This is a genomic window from Pseudoflavonifractor sp. MSJ-37, from assembly GCF_018917965.1.
Classification (GTDB): domain Bacteria; phylum Bacillota; class Clostridia; order Oscillospirales; family Oscillospiraceae; genus Pseudoflavonifractor_A.
In genome coordinates this window covers 43,881-63,546 of record NZ_JAHLPP010000001.1, presented here as the reverse complement: position 1 = coordinate 63,546, position 19,666 = coordinate 43,881, and the positions used below count along the sequence as shown (strand labels likewise).

Annotated in this window: 15 protein-coding genes; 6 read left to right on the top strand and 9 right to left on the bottom strand. The window is 62.9% G+C overall.

The genetic code is table 11. The features are described 5' to 3' along the window. The first annotated feature begins 11 nt into the window (after positions 1-11). A complete protein-coding gene (locus tag KQI12_RS00300) occupies positions 12-1,733 on the top strand; it encodes an MATE family efflux transporter (protein ID WP_216569791.1) in 1,722 nt (573 codons plus the stop codon). A 13-nt stretch (positions 1,734-1,746) separates the two neighbouring features. Then, complete coding sequence (locus KQI12_RS00295; protein ID WP_216569790.1) at positions 1,747-3,378, top strand: PP2C family protein-serine/threonine phosphatase; 1,632 nt, start codon at positions 1,747-1,749, stop codon at positions 3,376-3,378. A 77-nt stretch (positions 3,379-3,455) separates the two neighbouring features. On the opposite strand, the gene KQI12_RS00290 is transcribed toward KQI12_RS00295, so the two are convergent. From KQI12_RS00290 to KQI12_RS00255, 8 genes are all read right to left on the bottom strand, one after another. Further along, positions 3,456-4,448 (bottom strand): ornithine cyclodeaminase family protein, encoded by a 993-nt coding sequence (locus KQI12_RS00290; RefSeq protein WP_216569789.1) that lies wholly within the window; start codon positions 4,446-4,448, stop codon positions 3,456-3,458. Between the two features lie 74 nt (positions 4,449-4,522). Beyond that, a complete protein-coding gene (locus KQI12_RS00285; protein ID WP_216569788.1) occupies positions 4,523-5,044 on the bottom strand; it encodes a 4Fe-4S dicluster domain-containing protein in 522 nt (173 codons plus the stop codon). Further along, the gene (locus KQI12_RS00280; protein WP_216569787.1) at positions 5,044-7,203 is read right to left on the bottom strand and encodes a molybdopterin-dependent oxidoreductase; all 2,160 of its coding nucleotides are present in this window, start codon (positions 7,201-7,203) and stop codon (positions 5,044-5,046) included. The genes KQI12_RS00285 and KQI12_RS00280 overlap by 1 nt, the downstream gene beginning before the upstream one ends. After that, complete coding sequence (locus KQI12_RS00275; protein ID WP_216569785.1) at positions 7,196-8,473, bottom strand: NAD(P)/FAD-dependent oxidoreductase; 1,278 nt, start codon at positions 8,471-8,473, stop codon at positions 7,196-7,198. Before KQI12_RS00275 ends, KQI12_RS00280 begins: the two co-directional genes overlap by 8 nt. A gap of 149 nt (positions 8,474-8,622) precedes the next feature. Next, positions 8,623-10,083, bottom strand: a complete 1,461-nt coding sequence (locus KQI12_RS00270; protein ID WP_253290746.1) for an MmgE/PrpD family protein — start codon at positions 10,081-10,083, stop codon at positions 8,623-8,625. 54 nt (positions 10,084-10,137) lie between these two features. Beyond that, positions 10,138-11,496: an MmgE/PrpD family protein gene (locus KQI12_RS00265; protein ID WP_253290745.1), complete on the bottom strand. Its 1,359-nt coding sequence runs from the start codon at positions 11,494-11,496 to the stop codon at positions 10,138-10,140. A 304-nt stretch (positions 11,497-11,800) separates the two neighbouring features. Then, positions 11,801-12,523 carry an arylmalonate decarboxylase gene (locus tag KQI12_RS00260; protein ID WP_253290744.1) on the bottom strand — a complete coding sequence of 241 codons (723 nt, stop codon included), beginning with the start codon at positions 12,521-12,523 and terminating at the stop codon, positions 11,801-11,803. 20 nt (positions 12,524-12,543) lie between these two features. Beyond that, positions 12,544-13,263 carry an aspartate/glutamate racemase family protein gene (locus KQI12_RS00255; protein ID WP_216569781.1) on the bottom strand — a complete coding sequence of 240 codons (720 nt, stop codon included), beginning with the start codon at positions 13,261-13,263 and terminating at the stop codon, positions 12,544-12,546. Positions 13,264-13,600: 337 nt separating this feature from the next. Here KQI12_RS00255 and KQI12_RS00250 point away from each other — a divergent pair, with 337 nt between their 5' ends. The 4 genes from KQI12_RS00250 (at position 13,601) to KQI12_RS00235 (ending at position 18,282) form a co-directional block, all read left to right on the top strand. Continuing rightward, positions 13,601-15,040, top strand: a complete 1,440-nt coding sequence (locus KQI12_RS00250) for an SLC13 family permease (RefSeq protein WP_253290743.1) — start codon at positions 13,601-13,603, stop codon at positions 15,038-15,040. A gap of 142 nt (positions 15,041-15,182) precedes the next feature. Next, positions 15,183-16,250 (top strand): NAD/NADP-dependent octopine/nopaline dehydrogenase family protein, encoded by a 1,068-nt coding sequence (locus KQI12_RS00245; RefSeq protein WP_216569779.1) that lies wholly within the window; start codon positions 15,183-15,185, stop codon positions 16,248-16,250. A 131-nt stretch (positions 16,251-16,381) separates the two neighbouring features. Next, complete coding sequence (locus tag KQI12_RS00240; RefSeq protein WP_216569778.1) at positions 16,382-17,359, top strand: LysR family transcriptional regulator; 978 nt, start codon at positions 16,382-16,384, stop codon at positions 17,357-17,359. Continuing rightward, positions 17,356-18,282, top strand: coding sequence for a LysR family transcriptional regulator (locus KQI12_RS00235; protein WP_216569777.1), 927 nt, complete (start codon positions 17,356-17,358; stop codon positions 18,280-18,282). Before KQI12_RS00240 ends, KQI12_RS00235 begins: the two co-directional genes overlap by 4 nt. 80 nt (positions 18,283-18,362) lie before the next feature. Here KQI12_RS00235 and KQI12_RS00230 read toward each other — a convergent pair whose 3' ends face one another. Next, positions 18,363-19,664: a cell wall metabolism sensor histidine kinase WalK gene (locus KQI12_RS00230; RefSeq protein ID WP_216569775.1), complete on the bottom strand. Its 1,302-nt coding sequence runs from the start codon at positions 19,662-19,664 to the stop codon at positions 18,363-18,365. Positions 19,665-19,666 lie beyond the last annotated feature (2 nt).

Sequence of the window (19,666 nt, the reverse complement as noted above, 5' to 3'; positions counted from 1 at the left end):
GCGGCCGCCCCATGAGCCGCGCGAAAGAGCGCTATTTCGTGGACCGGTCCTTCCAGCGCTTCTTCCTCCCTGCCTTCCTGTCCAGCCTCGGTCTGGCTCTGGGCGGCATGGTAGACTGTCTGGTGGTGGGCTCCAAGATGGGGGCGGCAGGGCTCTCTGCGATCTCGCTGGGCATCCCGGTCTACCTGTTCTACAACGTGCTCAGCTACGGCTTCTCGATCGGTGGTTCCATCCACTATGCCTCTGCGCTGGCCGACGGCCGGGTGGAGGACGGCGTACGGCTCTTCAACAACGTGCTCCGCTTCCTGCTGGCGGTCTATCTGGTGACGGCGGCTCTGGGGCTCCTGTTCCTGCCCCAGCTTCTGGCCCTGCTGGGCGCCGATCCCGCCTTCCCGGAGGTATACGCCATCGCGGAGCGCTATGTGCGGGCCCAGCTGATCTGTGTCCCGGTGCTGTACTGTCAGGGACCTTTCTATTACTTCGTCCACTGTGACGACGCCCCCAAACGGGCCGCCGCCGCGTTGGTGACCTCCAACGCCGTGGACATCCTCCTCAACTATGTCTTTGTGATCCGGATGGACATGGGCGCGGAGGGCTCGGTCTGGTCTACGCTGATCGGCGCCTTCTTCTGTCTGGGGTCCTGCGGAGAACATATCCTCCGCCGCCGGGGGGCCCTGCGCTTCGCCCGCGCCCCCTTCCTCCGCCGGGACCTGACCGAGAGCTTCCGGACCGGAGCCTCCTCCGCCGTCCAGTATATCTATCAGTTCATCACGGTGCTGGCGGCCAACCAGCTCCTGATGTCCATGAGCGGCGCGGTGGGCGTGGCGGTCTTCGACGTGGTGTACAATTTCTCGCTCCTCACCGCCGCCGTGGCGGACGGCATCGGCATGACCCTCCAGCCCATGGTCAGCACCTACCGGGCCGAGCGGGACGCCAACGCGGTCCGGCGGACCATGGGGCTGGCCTTCCGGTACAGCTCTCTCCTGGCCCTGCTGGCGACAGCGGGGATCGTCCTGGGCGCGGGGCCCCTGTGCGCCCTGTTCGGCCTGTCCGGTGAGAGCGGGCAGCTGGGCGTCCTGGCCCTGCGGATCTATGCCCTGAGCATCCTCCCCGCCTGCTGGGACCAGTGCATGATCTACTACGACCAGTCGGCGGGTCGGGAGCGGAGCGCCTTCCTGGCGGAGTCCCTGCGGATGCTCCTGTGCTGGCTCCCCCTGGCCCTTCTGCTGACCCGGGCGGGCATCCAGGCCTTCTGGCTGGTGTTCCCGCTGTCGGAGCTTGGCTGTCTGCTCTATGTGCTCCTGGGCCTCCGGGCCCGGCTCCGGGAGGACTGGACCCAGACCAGCGAGCGGGTCTATACCGCCTTCACCGATCCGGACAGCGACCTGGGCCAGCAGGTGGCGGAGTTCCAGGAGATCTGCGACGGCTGGGGCTGTTCCCCTCAGCAGTCCTACTATGGGACGCTGGTGCTGGAGGAGCTCTGCGCCGCGATCCTGGATGACGCCCGCCGGGAGCGCCGCCCCGACGTGCTGATCAAATCCACCGTGATCCTGGGGCCCGAGGGCCTGACCCTCCATCTGCGGGACAATTCCTATGAATTCGATCCCTTCGCCATCCAGGAGGACGAGGCGGGCGAGGTCAACGTCCTGGGCATCTCCATCGTCAAGAAGAAGGCCCGGAGCTTCCTGTACCGCCGCAGTCTCGGCTTCAATACCCTGGTGGTGAAACTTTGAAGAGGTGATCCCATTGAAGGAAATATCCAATGTCTGCCGCTCCCTTGGGGCCAAGGCCGCTCTGGCCATCGTGCTGATCGCGCTGATCCTTGGCGGCACGGCGGTGGCGTTCAGCTACCATACCTATAAGGCCAGCCTGGAGGAACAGCTGATCCACACTGCCACCAACGTGGGCCAGACCATGGCCGCTCAGGTGGACCCGGACTCTATCGACCACTATCTGGAGACCGGAGAGCGGGACGCCGCCTATGAAGAGACCCTCTCCCAGCTCCGGACCATCCAGAAGAACAACGATATCGTCTATGCGGTGGTCACCAAGCCCACAGAGGAGGGCTTCTATTACATCTACGACACCGATGAGAGTGAGGACGCCATCCAGCTGGGTCATCTGGGCCCCTATTACGAGGGCGCCTTCCTGGACCACAAAGCCGACTTTCTGGCCGGCGGCGAGATCCCGCCCATCATCAGCAACGAGGAGTTCGGCTGGCTCCTGTCCGCGCTGGTCCCGATCAAGGACGCGGACGGCCATATGCGGGGCTATGTGGACGTGGATATGTCCATGAACGAGATCATCCAGATGCAGCGTGCCTTCCTGCTCCGGTCGATCGTCCTGCTGGCCGCCGTCTCCATGGTGCTGGTGGTCCTGTCCATCCTGGCGGCCCGGCAGGTGCTGGTCAAGCCGATCGACCGTCTGGCCGAGGCCACCGGCTCCTTCGTCCGCCGCCAGCAGGACGGCCTCCCCGCCGAGGACGCCATCATGGACCTCCCCGGCATGGAGACCGGAGACGAGGTGGAGCGGCTCTACCGGTCCATCCGCCAGATGGAGCAGGATATCTGCGCCTACATCGACGACATCACGGCCATCACGGCAGAGAAGGAGCGTATCGGCGCCGAGCTCTCCGTGGCCACGGAAATCCAGAGCAGTATGCTCCCCTGCATCTTCCCGCCCTACCCCGACCGTCCGGAGTTCAGCATCTACGCCACCATGACCCCCGCCAAGGAGGTGGGCGGCGACTTCTACGACTTCTTCCTGGTGGATGACGACCATCTGGCCACGATCATCGCCGACGTGTCCGGCAAGGGCGTGCCGGCGGCTCTGTTCATGGTCATCGCCAAGGTCCTGCTGAAGAACAGCGCCCAGACCGGCAGATCCCCCAAGGAGGTGCTGGAGGAGGTCAACAGCCAGCTCTGCGCCAACAACCCGGTGGATATGTTCGTCACCGTGTGGATCGGCATCCTGGAGCTCTCCACCGGCAAGCTGATCTGCGCCAACGCCGGCCATGAGTACCCCGCCATCCGCCGGGCGGGCGGCGGCTATGAGCTCCTCAAGGACAAGCACGGCTTCGTGCTGGCCGGCATGGACGGCAGCCGCTACCGGGAGTATGAGCTGGACCTGGCCCCCGGCGATGAGATCTTCGTCTATACCGACGGTGTGGCCGAGGCCACGGACACCCACGAGGAGCTCTTCGGCACCGACCGGATGATCCAAGCCCTCAACAGCCACCCGGACGCCGCTCCCGAGGAACTGCTCCCTCTGATGAAGGCCGACATCGACGCCTTCGTGGGCAAAGCGCCCCAGTTCGACGACATCACCATGCTGGACCTGCGCTATCACGGGCCCAAAGCGCCCGTCGATGACCAGTGATATCCAAGCTATATGCCAGTGAGCCCGCCTCCGATCAGGAGGCGGGCTCACTTCTGTTCGACGGGGATATGTTCAGGTCAGGCCAAGCGGAACCGGATCCCCCGTCCGGCCGCTTTGGCCCGGTCGTAGACGGTCCGGGCACAGCTCACATCGTGGGCCCCCATGCCCATGTGGGTGGAGACGATGATCTCGTCCTCCCGCTCCCGGCCTGGGATCCTGTCGGTGAGGAGCTCGGTCATATCCCCGAACACATCGTCCCAGCCCAGACTGTGGCCGGGGTTCAAGCGGGGGCTCTTCAGGATATAGGCGTCCGGGTCCTTATAGCCTAGGTACCACTTGTCCGCCCGCTTGCCGACCGCGGGGTCCAGATCCCGGAACCCCTCGATGCCGATCACTGTGGCACCGGGCCGGAGCATCTCCCAGGTCACCAGCGGCTCCCGCGCGCCGGAGGCCATCAGGATCAGACGGCTCCCCTCCACGGCCTCGGCGGGACTGCCGCACAGGACCACCTCGGCCCGGTCCCGGTGCTCCGCCCGGACCCGCTCCATGGGCTCCCGGCTTCGGCTGAACAGCCGGACCTGCTTCAGGCTGGGGAAGCCGGTCAAAAAGCCCCGGATGCCCGCCTGAGCCTGGGCCCCGCATCCGATCACCGTCAGCACCTCCGGCCCGGGCAGGCACAGTCTTTGGGCCTGGACCACCCCGTGGCCTCCGGCGGTGCGCATGGTGGTGATCGCGGTCGCGCCCACGATCGCGATCGGCGAGCCGCTGTCCGTGTCGCTGAGGACCACCAGATTCCCATGGCTGAACGGATAGCCCGGCAGAGGCGCGGAATAGGTGTCGATCCACTTCACCCCCGCCGTCCCGCGGTGGTGGAGGATGGCCGGCATGGAGTGGAAATTGTTCTTCTCAGCGGGGTCGGCATACATGAGGGCCATCTGCCCCACGGTGATGTCCCCGGTGCCGATGTGATAAAAGGTGTCCTCCGCCGCCGCGATCGCGTCCGCCGGCGTCAGCAAGGCCCGTACGTCGTCTTCGCTCAGGAGCAGGAGCTCCTCCCGGATCTCTGTCATGGATGTTCCTCCTTTGCCGTCTCGATCCAAAAAGGCCCCCGCCCAGGCGGGGGCCTTTTTGCAGGTCTTGGACGTTATTTCCGGCGCAGGCCCAGAGAGTCGATCAGGGCACTGCACGCCTTATCGCTGCCGCTGGCCTGATACTCCTCCTCGGTGACACAGGTGAGGGCTCCGAAGGAGCAGGCCCGGACGCAGGCGGGCTGGAGCCCGTTCTTCACACGGGTGTTGCAGCCGTCGCACTTGACCATCTTGCCATCGCTCTTCCGGTAACGGGGCGCGCCGAAGGGGCAGGCCATGGCACAGCTCCTGCACCCGATGCAGTTGGTGTTGTCATAGATGGTGAAGCCGGTCTCCGGGTCCTTGCGGATGCATCCCACGGGACAGGCCTCGATGCAGGGCGCGTCGGCGCAGTGCATACAGGCCACGGAGAGATAGGCGAAATAGACGTCTCCGTCCTTCTGCTCGATCTCGTTGTGGAAGGTCTTGCGGAAGCAGGTCTCATCGCTCAGGTCGATGTCGTTCTGATCCATACAGCCGATCATGCAGGCCGAGCAGGCACAGCATTTGTTGGGATCGAATTCGAAGATATGTTTCATCACTGGACCTCCTGACATTTACGGACCGCACAGCGCATCCCCTTGAAGCCGGGGTAGCCGGAGTAGGGATCCAGATGATCCATGCCGATGAGCTCGTTCACATTGGCCTTGGTATAGCCGTGGAGCATCAGCACCACGCCGGGCTGGGTCTTGTGGGTCAGCGTGGCCTTGGCGTGGATCTCGCCATAAGGACTGGACAGCGCCACCAGATTTCCCTCCTGGATGCCCAGACGGGCGGCATCCTCCACATTGAGCTCACACAGAGGCTCGGGGCACAGGCTCCGGAGCCAGGGCGTCTCATGGGTGCGGGAATGGAGGGCGTGGGCCAGACGGGCACCGGTACACAGGTAGAAGGGATAGGCCGCCTTGGTCTCCGGGTCGTTCTGGTCGGCCAGGGAGTCGTAGTAGCTCGGCAGAGGGTCCAGGCCATACTTGGGGTCGATCTTGGCGATGGCCGTGGAGTAGAACTCGAACTTGCCGGTGGCGGTCTTGAAGCCGTTCTTCAGACAGCCGCCGGGCTGGGCGGGCCACTTGGCAGTGGGGACCTTCATGGGCAGGCTGTCGTTCTTCTTCAGGTCCGCCACAGTGAGGCCGCAGCCCTCGATGATGTGATCCATGCAGGCCTCATATCCGGCCTTCAGGTACGCGTCGTCCAGATCCATGACCCGGGCCAGATCGCAGAGGATGTCCACATCGGAGCGGGACTCATAGAGGGGCTGGATCGCAGGCTGGGTGTAGACCAGATAGCCGCCCTGATAAGCCTTCAGCTCGCTCCGCTCCAGGGAGGAGCAGGCTGGCAGGACGATGTCGGCGTACTTGGCCGTATAGGTCATGAACATATCCACTTCCACGAAGAAGTCCAGCTTCTCCTTCATGGCTCTGAGCAGACGGTCCGTCTGAGGATACATCTTGGCGTTCATGCCCATGCCGAAGATGGCCCGGACGGGATAGGGATCGTCGGTCTCCAGCTGACGCAGGAGGTCCATGCCCTGGAACTCGTCGAACTGTTGGTCCCACAGGGGGAAGCGGCGGGCGCCGATCCGCTCCTGACCGCCGGGATAGCGCTCGGACCGGAACTCATGCTCCTTGGTCTTGAAGCCGGCGGGCTTATGGATGTAGCTGGGGGGATTGGGCACGTTACCGCCCGCCCGGTCGAAGTTGCCGGTCAGAGCGGAGAGACACAGGATGGCCCGGTGGCTGTTGAAGCCGTTGATATGGTGGACCAGAGCCGAGGCGGAATAGTTGCAGCAGGCGGGACCGTTGGTGGCATAGAGCTTGGTGGCCGCATAGATATCGTCCGGGTCCAGACCGGTGATCTGGCTCACCTTGTCCAAAGGATACTGGTCCACCAGAGCCTTGTACTGCTCGAAGCCATAGGTGTACTTCTCCACATAGTCCATGTCGGCCCAGCCGTTGTCGATGATCAGCTTCGCCATGCCGAGGGCCAGCGCGCCGTCCGTACCGGGGCGGATCTGGAGATAGATGTCCGCCAGGTTCTTGGCGGCGGGCGTGTAGCGGATGTCGATGATGATGACCTTGCCGCCCCGCTCCTTCAGCTTCTGGACGCCGCCCACGGACAGGTGGCCGGAGTAATAGCCCTCATAGTTCCACCCCAGGAAGGTGTTGGCGTGCCCCATGTCAGGACCCGCGCCGCAGCCGGCGGTGACCTTGTCCGCGATGACCTTGGAGGCGCTGCAACAACAGTCATCGGTGCTGAAGTTCACGCTGCCGAACACATGGGCGAAGCGGTGGAAGATCGGCCGGTACCACTTGCAGTAGCCGCTGGTGAAGGTCACCGCATGGGGAGAATACCGCTCCTTCACCTTGTTCAGCTCCTCCGCGATGATCCGATAGGCCTCGTCCCAGCTGATGGGCTCGAACTTGCCCTCGCCCCGCTCGCCTACCCGGCGCAGCGGGGTCCGGATCCGGTCCTCCCGGTAGATATAATTGCGCAGGCTGGAACCCTTGGTGCAGAGCTTGCCATGGTTATAAGGGTGCTCCGGCGTGCCCTCCACGCGGACGATCTTCCCGTCCTTCACATAGCAGTCCACGCCACAGTGGTGGCCGGGGCTACAGATGGCGCAGAGGGAATGACGGATCTCGATCCCAGTATCCTCCCCAGGGATCTTGGCCTTCAATTTCTTTTCCAGTTCAGTCAACGGAGATCCCTCCCAAAAATTCGATGAAGCTGTCGGGGAAACCATTCCTCTGCAGCTGACAGACAGCGGGCACGTCCAGCCCGGCCTTCGGTTCCTTGATCGATTTGATGAAGATATTGCGCACGATGCCGTTGCTGTCCGCGGAGCCGATCATGTTGATGCACTTGATGGCCTCGGGGCTTCGGACTGCCCGGATGTAATAGCGCTCATCCTCATATCCATAGACCTGGTCGGTCTCTTTGCAGGCGCTCACGTCGCCGATGCTGATGAAGTCATAGTCCAGATAATGGGCCAGATTGGCCAGGATATTGGCGTCGAACTCCATGGGCACGCCGGCCAGGTTCGCTCCGGCCACATCGCCCTGCCGGCCCGCGTTGGCCCAGACGCCGATGTTCCGGGGCGCGCCGCTCTGGATGTCGATGGCCTCACAGCAGTCGCCGGCGGCATAGATGCCCTCGTAGTTGGTGCGCATATGAGCATCCACCAGTACGCCTCTGTTCATGGCGATGCCGCTGTCCCGCAGGAAGCCCACGTTCATCCGCACGCCGATGCACACGGCCACGGTGTCCGCCTCGAAGCGGCGGCCGTTCTGCATGACCGCGCACAGCCCGCCGCCGGGCAGGGCTTCGATATGGTCCAGCATCTGCTCACAGGCCACCTGGACGCCCTTCGCCTCCAGATCCTTCTGGGCCCGGCGGGCCGTCTCCTCGAAGGCGGCCACGAAGAACATCCATTTGGCGCCGTCCACCAGCGTACAGGGGACCTGGTGCTCCACCATGTCCTCCACCACCTTGATGCCCACCCAGGAGGCTCCGATGACCAGAGCGCTCTTGATGGTACCGGACTCCAGACGTTCTTTCAGCTCCACCGCGTCCTGGGCCGTGCGCATCTTGAACACGCCGGGCAGATCCAGGCCGGGGATCGGCGGCATGACGGCAGAGGCGCCGGTGGCGATGACGATCCCGTCGAAGGCCTCCTCCGTCCCGTCGCCGAGACGGATGGCCTTCTGCTCCGGGTCCAGGCCCGCGGCCGGGCAGTTCGGATGCCAGCAGAGGTCCAGACGGCTCTGGATCTCCTCCCGGGAGCCAAAGGGGAACAGGGCTCCATAGGGGATGGCTCCCTTTACGAAATAGGTGGTCAGCATGGGGTTATAGGGCCCCAGATCGTTATCCGAGTAGATATGGATCTGGGCCTCTTTGTCCCGTTCCCGGATGGCCTTGGCCGCATGATAGGCGGCACAGCCGGATCCGATGATCGCGAATCGTTTCATAGATCCCTCCAACACTTCCTTTTTCCAGCAGGATGACAGGGATATGCCCGACACAGGAGGATGCCGGAGGCCAGTCCGCTGCTGAAATGGACCGGCCCCCAGCAAGTTCCAGCATCAGGCGTTCCTACTCGCTCCTATGGGCGATGAGGTCAGCAGAGCAGGTCGGACAGGCTGGCGATGTCCGCCACGTCCTCGATATGGCACAGAGTCTCCAGAGCCTTCTCCAGACGCTCGCCCTGGAGCACCGGGGCAGCCTGGATGCGGAAGCGGTCGGCGAACTGCTCCCGGCTCATCATGTTGTCGGGGTGTCCGGGATGGCAGTCCATCTTCTCCTCGAAGATCCGGCCGTCCTTGAGCTTCACGGTGACGCTCCGCATGGGGAAGCCCCGCTCCTCCCGGAACTGCTTGAAGCCGGTCATGGGAGAGCCCTCGGGAGATGGGCCGGGCTTGACCCGCTTGGCCAGGGCGATGAGCTTGGGGTCCTTCATCCGCTCCGGCGTGTACCACTGGGCGCCGGGATGGGGATCGTACAAATAAGCGGCGATCACATAGGGGGTGGAGAACTGGGCGTGGGTGACGGAGGTGAAGCCGTCATCCGGGACATCCATCCGGTTGCGGAACGGAGGATCCACCACGATCTCCTCCACGTCCTCAGGGCCGAAGCCCTCCCGCTCCACCAAATCGTGGATGATCTCCACAGGGGTCTGGACCCACATATTGGCGGGCCAGTGCTTCATCAGGGTCCGCATGATCAGATAGCGGCTGCCCAGATCCCGGTCCAGCCAGGTCAGGTCGGCCTCTCCGGACTGCACCTTGGTCTCGCCGGAGCCGTTCTTGCCGTCGTCGCCGCAGATGACGCCGGTATAGCACCGGGGGCAGTCCAGCGCATCCCGATTGTTGTGGATGCCCTTTTCCACCGCCTTGGCGATGGCGAAGCCGTCCCGGGCCCGGTAGCCGTGTTCATAGTGATAGAAGTCAGACATGGTGGTGGCGTGATAGGCCACGGGGAGCGTGGAGCACTCACAGCCCATGCCGATGGCCTGATCGACCTTCCGGGCGTCGAAGCCGTAGAGCTTGGCGGCGGGGATGATGCAGCCGAAGATCTGCCAGCTGGTCAGGCCCCAGCCCTTCTTCTTCCAGCGCTCGTCCGAGGGCTGGACCGCCATGGCGATCCGCTGATAGACCTCATAGCCGGCCACGATGGCGCAGATCAGGTCCTTGCCGCTCTTATGCTTCTCCTCGGCGGCGATCCAGGCGCAGGGGATGATGCCGGCGGAGGGATGGCCCGTCCAGGAGCAGTCCTCCCAGTCCAGCGCGTCGGAGGCGGTGCCCATGGCCAGAGCCGCGTTGATGGCGGACAGCTTCTGGCCGCTGCCCCACATGGTGACTCCGCCGCCGTCGCCGCCGTTGGCCTCCCGGGCCATCTTCACAGCCTTGTCATAGATGGGGGTGCCCTTGGCCGCCAGCGTCACGCCGATCGTCTGGAGCATGATCATCTTGGCCCGCTCCACCACCTCAGGGGGGATGTCCTCATACTTCAGTCCGACGGTATACTCACTCAGCTTCTGGGTGTAGTTGGTGGGCGTCAGGAAATCATTGTCTTTATACAAGCGATTGTACCGCATACTGTACCTCCTGCTTCACGAAGTGATGATCGGTCCGGATCAATGGAAGAACGTGGGGAGCACGGAGGCGTCCTCATATTCATCCAGATGGCAGATGCAGTCCAGAGCGCCCTCCACCTTCTTCGGGGAGAGGATGTGCTTGACCTCCAGGCGGAAGCGGTCCTTGAACTCATCCCGGGTGAGCATATAGTTGGGATGGCCGGGATGGGTGAAGGCGCTCTCCACATACTCCGTGCCGTCGTTCATGCGGACGATCATGAACTTCTCGGGGTGCTTGCCCTCGATCAGGTCCTTGATGAACTTCATGCCCTCCTGCTTGACGAAGCCGTCGGCCTTGACCTTGTTCATGAGGGCCACGATCTTGGGGTCCTTCAGGGTCTCCGGCTGATACCACTCCGCGCCGGGATCGGGATGGTACATGGCGCAGGCCGTGCAGTAGGGGATGGAGAACTGGGCCTGGGTCAGGGACTCATAGCCGGTCTGGGAATACCAATGGCGGAAGGCCACGGAGGGCCGGATGATGATCTCGGCCACCTGGTCCGGATCGAACCGGTTTTTCTTCACCACGCGGGAGGCCAGCTCGGCGTAGGTCTGCACGAACACATTGGCAGGCCAGTGCTTGACCAGGAGCATCTCCATCATGAGCCACTTGCTGCCCAGCTCATAGGTCAGCCACTCGGGCTCCTGATAGCCGCAGTGGAGCAGATAGGCGGTGGGATCGTCGAAGGCGTCCTCCATGTTCTCGATGCCGTTGAGGGCGGTCTTGATCATGGTGATCGTGCTCTCGGCCCGGAAGCCGTAGAGATAGTTCAGGGAGTCGGACATGGTGATCTCATGGACGTTGGCGGGGATGATGGCGCAGGCCGTGCCGATGCCGAAGGCCTGATCCATCTTCTCTTCCGACAGATCCAGCAGCTTCATCAGGACGGTCAGGTTGCCGAAGATGTTGTAGCTGACGATGTTGCTCCGGCCCGCCAGAGCCACCCGCTGGTAGACCTCATAGCCGGCCACCACGGCGGTGAGCAGGTCCTTGCCGCTCTTCTTCAGCACCTCACTGGCGATGACCGCAGTGGGGATGACGCCGGCGGAGGGATGGCCCGTCACGGAGCAGTCCTCCCAGTCCAGAGTGTCGCCCATGGCGCCGGCGGTGAAGGCCGCGGCCTCCCAGCTGACCTTGGCGCCGTCGGCCCACAGAGTGGCCTCGCCCTCGCCGCCGGGGGACATCTCCTTGGAGATCGCGATCGCGTCCTTGACCTGCTTCAGGTCCGCACTGCACAGGCTGACGCCCACGGTCTGCATGATCATCATCTTGGCCCGCTCGATCACGGCGGGAGGGATATCCTCATACCGAAGGGTCTTGATGAAGTGACAGAGCTGCTTCGTCCAGTCAGTCGTCAACGGTCCGTGTGAATTGAAGCCCATATGGATCCTCCTTACTACTTCAGACTGTCAAAAAAGTCATTTCTCCCATTGAGCGATGCAAGAGCCTCGCAGAGTTCCGTCACCTGCTGGGGACGGGATCAAATGTAAGACGTTTTTTCTGAGGACATGTGCCTCAGAAAAAACTCTTCTCAGGCCGCAACCATGCGAGCAAAGCGAGTGCGTGCGGCGGCCTGCATCCCCTCTCGAAGAAATGCTTGCATTTCTTAGAAGCGTGTCGAACTGGTTCGACACGCTGACTCATGTTCTGTCCTCCGGGACGTCAAATGGTGAACAGCCTGCCCAGGCCGGGCAGCTTGTCATTGACCCGGCTGTGGCGCAGACAGGCCCACAGGCTGGCCTGATGGCTGGTGATGACGGGCATCCCCAGATCCTCCTCCAGGACCTGCACCAGCTCCATGGTGGCCAGGCCCATACAGCTCAGGAAAAAGACCTCGGCCCCTTCCGTCCGGAGCTTCTTGGCCTCCCGGTACAGGAAATACTTGCTGGGATGGCTGAACTCTCCCACCCTGTTGAAGCCCACGCCGGTGATGGACGTGACCTCCAGTCCGTTGTCCTCCAGGAATTTCTTCTCCGCCTGGTTGGTGTCCTCCGGATAGGGGGTCATGACCACCGTCTTTTTCAGGCCCAGAGCGTGGAACGCCTCCAGCACGGCGGTGCTGGTGGTGAGGCCCTGCTGGCCGCTGGCCCGCTCGATCCGCTCGATGCACTCCTTGTCGAAGCCGAAGCCCTTGATGCAGCTCCCGGAGGTGCATCCGAACAGGATCACGTCGTGGTGCTTCTTGCGGTACATCTTGGCGGCGTCCTCCAGCTGGTCGGAGAGGTAGATCAGCCCCTCCGGCGTAGGGCCGGGGAAGGAGAGCCGGGTGCTGTCGAAGGAGACGCCCTCCGGCGCGTATTTGTTGAAGGCATATTCCACCTGATCGTCCAGAGGGGCGATGACGCCGATCCGGGCCCGCAGGCTGTACATTCCATCGCGATACATACGATCCATCCTTTCTCCGCTCACAGAGTGAACAGCTTGCCCAGGTCCTGCCGCTTGGCGCCCACGCGGCAGTGGCGCAGGGCGCTCCACAGCGTGGCCTGATGGCTGGTGACCACGGGGATGCCCATGGCCCGCTCCAGCTCGTCCAGGATCTCCAGCGTGGTCAGGCCCATGCAGCTCAGGAAGAAGGTGTCGGCCCCCTTCAGGTCCATCTTCATGGCGTTCCGGTAGAGGAAGTACTCGTCGCAGGCCTCCATCTTCCGGCCGTCACAGCGGACATAGCTCACATCCATGCCCACGATGTTGGTGACCTCGAAGCCGTTGTCCTCCAGGAACTTCCGCTCGGCCTCGTTGGTGGCCTCGGGATAGGGAGTGAGGACGGCCACCCTTTTGCTGTCCAGCGCCCGGAGGGCCTCCAGCACGGCGGTGCTGGTGGTGAGGCCCGGGTGGCCGCTGGCCCGCTCGATCTGGCGGATGCACTCCTGGTCCCAGCCGAAGCCCTTGATGCAGCTACCGGACGTACACCCGAAGACCACCAGGTCCGCGTCGTAGTCCTTATACATGGCCGCTGTCTCCTCCAGCCGGTCGGTGAGGATGGTGAGACCCTCCGGCGTGGGGCCGGGGAAATTGATCTTGGTCGAGGCAAAGGAGACGCCCTCGGGGGCGTAGATGTGGAACGCATGCTCGGCGTTCTCGCTCATGGGAGTGATGAGGCCGATCTTCGCTCTCCAGCCATACATATCGCGTTCATCCTTTCTGGTCGATGCTCTGAATGACAGACCGCTTTTCCAGCTCTCTTGCACAACAGCAGGACGTCCGGTCCTCTCGATAGTTCCATTCAACCGCATCCGCTCTGTTTTGGCAATCTGCACTTTTTGCTACCCGCTACCAGATATCCCAATAGCCAGATCGACGGTTTCCTCTTCCCTTCGGCCTCGAATGATGGTATGATCGGCTTGCACAGCAGATGGGTCCGGACCCCTTCCATGCTTCCAATTCAGAAAAGAGAACAGAGACAGGAAAGGAATGGATCGTATGTCGAATCGATCTTCAACTGCGAAACAAGGCTATTCCCCGATGATGTATGTCCACATCATCATCACATTGGTCCTCATGTTCGGCTTCGGCTGTCTGCCTCCCTTCGCTACCCTGACGCCGGTCGGCATGAAGCTCCTTGGCATCTTCCTGGGCGTCATCTACGGCTACTCCACCTGTGAGGTCATCTGGCCCTCCCTCTTCGCCATCATCGCCTTCGGCCTGAGCGGCTATCCGGAGAGCATGAACGCCGGCATCGCCTCCATGATGGGCGGCTCCACCGTGTTCCAGGTCATCACCCAGTATTTCACTGCCGGCGCCATCATCATCTACGGCTTCGGCAAGTGGTTCGTCCGCTGGTCTCTCTCCAAGAAGATGTTCCAGGGCAAGCCCCTCTTCTACACCTGGTGTTTCATGTTCATCTTCATGTGGTCCGCCATCGTAATCAGCCAGATCTCCATGGGCCTGCTGCTCTACGCCATCTGGGGCGACATCGCCGACTCCTGCGGCTATGAGAAGAAGAGCACCTTCCGCTACTACGGCTTCGGCGGCATCCTGATCTCCCTGATGATGGGCGGCGGCATGATCCCCTACAAGAGCTGGATGCTGGGCCTGGCCAACACCTGGGCCGAGGTCACCGGCGGCAGCATCAATCTGGGCCTCATGTTCCTGATCACTGGCATCATCGGCACCATCGTGATCACCGCCTATGTCATCCTGGGCGCCAAGGTCTTCCATGTGGACTTCAGCAAGATGGAGGCCTTCGACGTAGAAAAGCTGGGGGAGGAGAGCAAGCATCTGCGCCCCCGCGCCAAGCGCATCATCACCGTCTACCTCATCACCATGGTCCTGGCCATCTTCGCCGGCACCTTCGTGAAGAATCCCTTCGCCGTCTACCTGAACAACACCCTGACTCTGGGCGGCCTGTACTGCCTCTGCTCCGCCGTGCTGATGGTCATCCCCAGCGGTGAGGGCGACGGCAAGCCCGCGCTGGTCTTCAACGACATCAAGCACTCGGACGCGGCGGTCAGCTGGCCCGTCATCCTCATGTGCGCCGTGACCATCCCTTTGGCCACCGCCATGACCAAGGAGCCCACCGGCATCCTGCCCTGGCTCACCGGCATCTTCCAGCCCGTGTTCGAGGGCCGCAGTCCCTTCTTCATCCTGATCTTCACCATCATCGTCATGATGATACTCACCAACGTGGGCTCCAACATCGCCTTCGGCGGCGCTATGATCCCCGTCATCAGCCCCTTCGTCATCGCCTCCGGCATGGATCCGGTGCTGGCCGGCGCGGCCCTGATCTGGATCGCCAACATGGGCCTGATCCTGCCCGGTGCCTCCGCTCCTGCCTCTATCTTCCACGGCCGCAGTGAGATCCCCGACGCGGGCCTGCGCACCAAAGTGGTGTGCTTCATCGCCCTGCTGCTCCTGGTCACCACCATCGTGATCTTCGGTCTGGCCAGCCTCTTCATCCACTGATCTCGTTCCGACCTTCCCAGGACCGGGATCCCCCCTCCGCAGGCGCGGAGGGGGCCGGACCGGCCTTGGAACGCGCTCGGGACCATCTGTTCTTCCACTGTTCCACTTCGAGTCTGAGTATTGATAAGGAGATGCATCTTCTATGATCGAGCGTATCACTGTGATCGGCGCCGGCTCTACCGGCCACGCTGTGGCCGGCGTCATGTCCATGCGGGGCTTCCGCGTCACCTTCCACGATGACGAGCGCTTCCAGAAAGAACTGGACGCCGTGAAGGAACTGGGCTTCATCCAGCTCCGGGGCAAGATCCGCGGCATCGGCTCCCCCGCCGTGGTCACCACCGATCCCGCCGAGGCCGTGAAGGGCGCGCAGGCCATCTTCGTCCACGTCCCCGCTGACCGGCATGAGGAGATCGCCCGCCGCATCGCCCCCTATCTGGAGGACGGCCAGCACATCCTCATCATCCCCGGCAACCTGGGCGCTTTCGTGTTCCGCAAGGTCTTCGACGAGCTGGGCGTCACCGCCAAGGTCACTCTGACCGAGAAGGAGGGCAACTTCTGCCCCTGCCGCCTGACCGCTCCCGCCGAGGTCACTGTGGGCATGCCGCTGAACCTGAAGGGCAAAGTGGCCTCCCTGCCCGCCTCCGACACCGCCCGGGTGCTGAAGGACCTGGAGGGCGTGGTGGAGTACACCGCCAACCAGAACGTGTTCGAGGGCGTCATCAATGCCGGCAACGTGATCAATCACATCGCCAGCACCGTCCTCTCCGCCGCCGAGATCGAGCACAAGGGCGATAAGTACTCCCTGTTCAAGTACGCCTTCACTCCCTCTGTGGTCCACTGTATCCGCAAGATCGCCGACGAGCGCAAGGCCGTCATCGAGGCCATGGGCATGCAGGTCCACGGTGTCCCCACCGGCATGATCGACAAGGTGCTCACGCTGAAGGATCACCCCGAGATCAGCGTGTTCTATGAGTACATGGACGGTCCCTATGCCCTGGACCACCGCTATCTCCACGAGGACTGCGGCTGCGGCGGCGCCTTCGCCCTGTCCGTGGCCAAGCGTCTTAGGCTGGAGATGCCTACGCTGGAGGCCTTCCTGGGCGTGGCCTCCGCCATCAACGACCGGGACTATATCGGCACCGGCCGTACGCTGGAGAACCTGGGCTTCCCCGCCGGTATGAGCCTGGAGGAGATCTATCAGAAGATTTGAACTTCTTCTCTCCTTCTCCCCTCGATCGTCTCCACGAAAATGATTGCGAGAAAAGTCGATAAGCTTTATAATGAAGAGCATGGAGTTTTCGCTCCATGCTCTTCATTTATCATTATCGGAGGAGTGAGGATATGAAACTGGAACGGTTCCGTTATCTGCTGGAGGTGGAGCGCCTCCGCTCCATCTCCGCGGCGGCGCGGTCCCTCCATGTCCGGCAGACCACCCTCAGCGCCACCGTCAAGAGCGCCGAGGAGGAACTGGGCTACCCCATCTTCCAGCGTTCCCCCGGCGGCGTAGCTCCCACGCCTCTGGGCAGCCGGTTCCTTGCTTTGGCTAAGGAGATCGACCAGCGGTATGAAGAGCTGGTCAGCCTGAAACAGCGCACCGCCGAGGGCGCTCCGATCATCCGTCTCCTGCTGGCCCCCTCTCTGGCGGTGTGCCTGCCGATCCCCCTGACCCGGCGCTTCCAGATGTTCGACCTGCGGGGGAGCCTGTTTTTCCAAGAGTGCTTCAGCCGTCAGGTCGCGGCCTCCCTTGCGGACAACGCCTCGAATCTTGGACTGGCCTATCTCACCGAACCGTACATCACCCGTTTCCTGACCGATCCCGCCAAGCGTGGGTCCCGGCTCCGCCGTCTGCTGTCCGACCAGCTCTGTCTGATCATGCCCGCCGGCCACCCGCTGTCTCAACAGGATATCGTGGACATAGACCAACTGGCCGATCAGCGGCTGGCCAGCGCCAAGTCTCTTTCCAATGACGCTGTCCTGGGAAATGTACAGGAGAAGTTCTCCAAAATGACCGCCTTCTCCGACATCGATATCATGAAAGAGGCGGTACTGGAGCAGGATATGGTAGCCTTTCTCCCCCGCTTCACCATTTTGGCCGAAGGCAATGAAGCTGATATGAGCCGGTTCGCCATCCGGCCGGTACGGGGGACCGCACGGCCCAATCAGCTCACCCTCTGCCTGCTCCAGCGGGAGGACCGGGCGCTTGGCTATCAGGAGCGGGTGCTGGTCTCCTGCATCCTGGACTATTTCCAGCAGGTCCGGACGGACCATCCCGAGTTCTGCTGTCCGGATCTGGATGCTTTGGAGGCGACGGTATCATGAGGATCGAACATCTGGAATATCTCATCGAGGTGGACAAGCTGGGCTCTATCTCCGCCGCCGCCCAGGAACTCTATCTGAGCCAGGCCACCCTGAGCAACATCATCAAGGGCCTGGAGGAGGAGCTGGGCTTCCCGGTGTTCGAGCGGCTCCACAATGGCGTCCACACCACCGCCGAGGGCGAAGAGGCTCTGGCCATCATCTGGGAGATCCTAGCCCTCTGTCGGGAGGCCAAGCAGCTGGGCGTCCATACCTCCTCTTCTCAACCGGTCCCGGTGCTCCTCTCCCCGACCACCAACGCAGCCCTGAGCCTCCCGCTCAACCGCAGCTTCCTGGAGCAGGCCCCCGACGGGAACATCGAGTTCCGGGTCATGGAGGGCTCTGAGGTAGGGAACCAGATCATCACCGGTGAGAGCAGCATCGGTATCACCTACTTCACTCGGAACACCGTCGAGGACTACCGGAACATCGCCTCCAAATACCAGGTAGAAGTGGAGTTCCTGTGCCGAGACACCCTCTGTCTGCTGGTCCGGAAGGACCACCCGCTGGCCGCGTTGGACGAGGTATCCACCGGGGACCTGGACGGTCTGGACTTCGCCATCTTGGGCCATTTCAGCCGTCAGGAGGACTCCATCGCTTATGCCCCCAGTCTGGGGCTGGACAACCGCTATACTACCTTTCCCTCCGTGACCCAGATCCAGCGGGCGGTGGCACAGCAGAACATGGTCTCTATCCTCAGCGCCTATACCATCCAGCACAGCCCGATCCTCCCTCAGGACCACTTCAAGGCCATCCGGCTGGTCAACACCCGCATGGAGAATTCCATGTCCATGTATCTCCTCCACCGGAGCGAAGAGAACCTCCGTCCGTTGGAAAAGGTCCTCATCCAGTGCGTCCACTCCCTCTTCGAGCCGGGGGCGGACTGAGCCCGCCATGCCTGAGATGTCGAAAGCGTCCCTTCGATCTCTTTTTTCCAAAGATCGAAGGGACGCTTTTCTGATAGGCTCTAGCCCAGCTTTCTTCGTTTCTCCCACCGACGCTTCTTCTGGCGCACAGGCAGGATCGCCGTGAAGCGGGTACCGTCCTCTGCGGAGCTGGTGACGGTCAGGCGGCCTCCGTGATCCTCCACGATGGTCCGGGCGATCGCCAGACCCAGGCCAAAGCCCCCCTTGTCCCGGCTCCGGGCGCTGTCCGACCGGTAGAACCGCTCGAAGAGGTGAGGCAGATGCTCCGGCGGGATCGGGTCGCCGGTGTTGTGGACGGTCAGGCGGAGCTTGTCCTGCTGGCGGCGGAGGGTCAGATCCACCCGGCCGGACTCCCCAGCGTACTTCACCGCGTTGTCCAGCAGGATCATCACCAGCCGCCGGAGCTGGCCCTCGTCCCCCTGGATCGTCAGGTCCGGGGGGATATCCCCCTCCAAGGCCACCCCGGACTCAAAGGCTACCGATTCGAAAGGCAGGAGGCACCCCATGGTCAGGTCGCTCATGGACAGCTCCGCGCAGACCTTGGCGCCCCGGGCGGCGTCGTTTTTGGCCAGGAAGAGCAGGTCCTCCACCAGCCCCTTCATCCGCCCAGCTTCCTCCTGGATGAAGGTCAGCCATTTCTCCTGCCGGGCCACCGTGTCCTCCGGGTGGGCCAGCACGATGCCCGCGTTGGCCAGGATCACGGTGAGAGGGGTCTTGAGCTCGTGGGAGGCATCGGCCACAAACTGCCTCTGCTGTTCCCAGGCCCGTTCTACCGGCCGCAGGGCCACTGTGGACAGCAGGAGGCTCACCAGATAGAAGCATACCAGCGCCGCCGCCCCCACCAGCAGGGACGAGAGGACCAGGTCCTTCATGCTGGCCGCCTCCCAGCTCCGGTCGGCGAAGGCGATGCGGAGGGTCCCATCCTCATCGGTCTCGGTCAGATAGCGCAGACGCACCGGTCTGGAGATGGTCCCATCGGTCTGTCCGGCGTCCATGACCTGCTCCACCGCCTGCTCCAGCGCCTCCTCGGAGATCTGGAGGTTGCCCCCCAGTGAGTAGGACGCGATGCCCCCCTCCTCATCCAGCTCCACACAGAAGGCGGGCACCATGGTCACCTGCTGGTCGGCCCGGTGCTGTCCGCGGCCGGTGCTGTCCGGCTCGAAGTCGATGTGATACTTGGGGGACTCCTCCGTCCAGCGCAGGGCCAGCCGGAGGGCGTCCAGGCTCTGCCCCCGCAGGCGCTGGGAGGTGGAGCCCAGCAGTCCGCCGAACACCATCAGCAGGACCATGCTCACCAGAAGCATATTGGTCAGGATGAATTTCCGTCTCAGCTTTTTCAGCATGG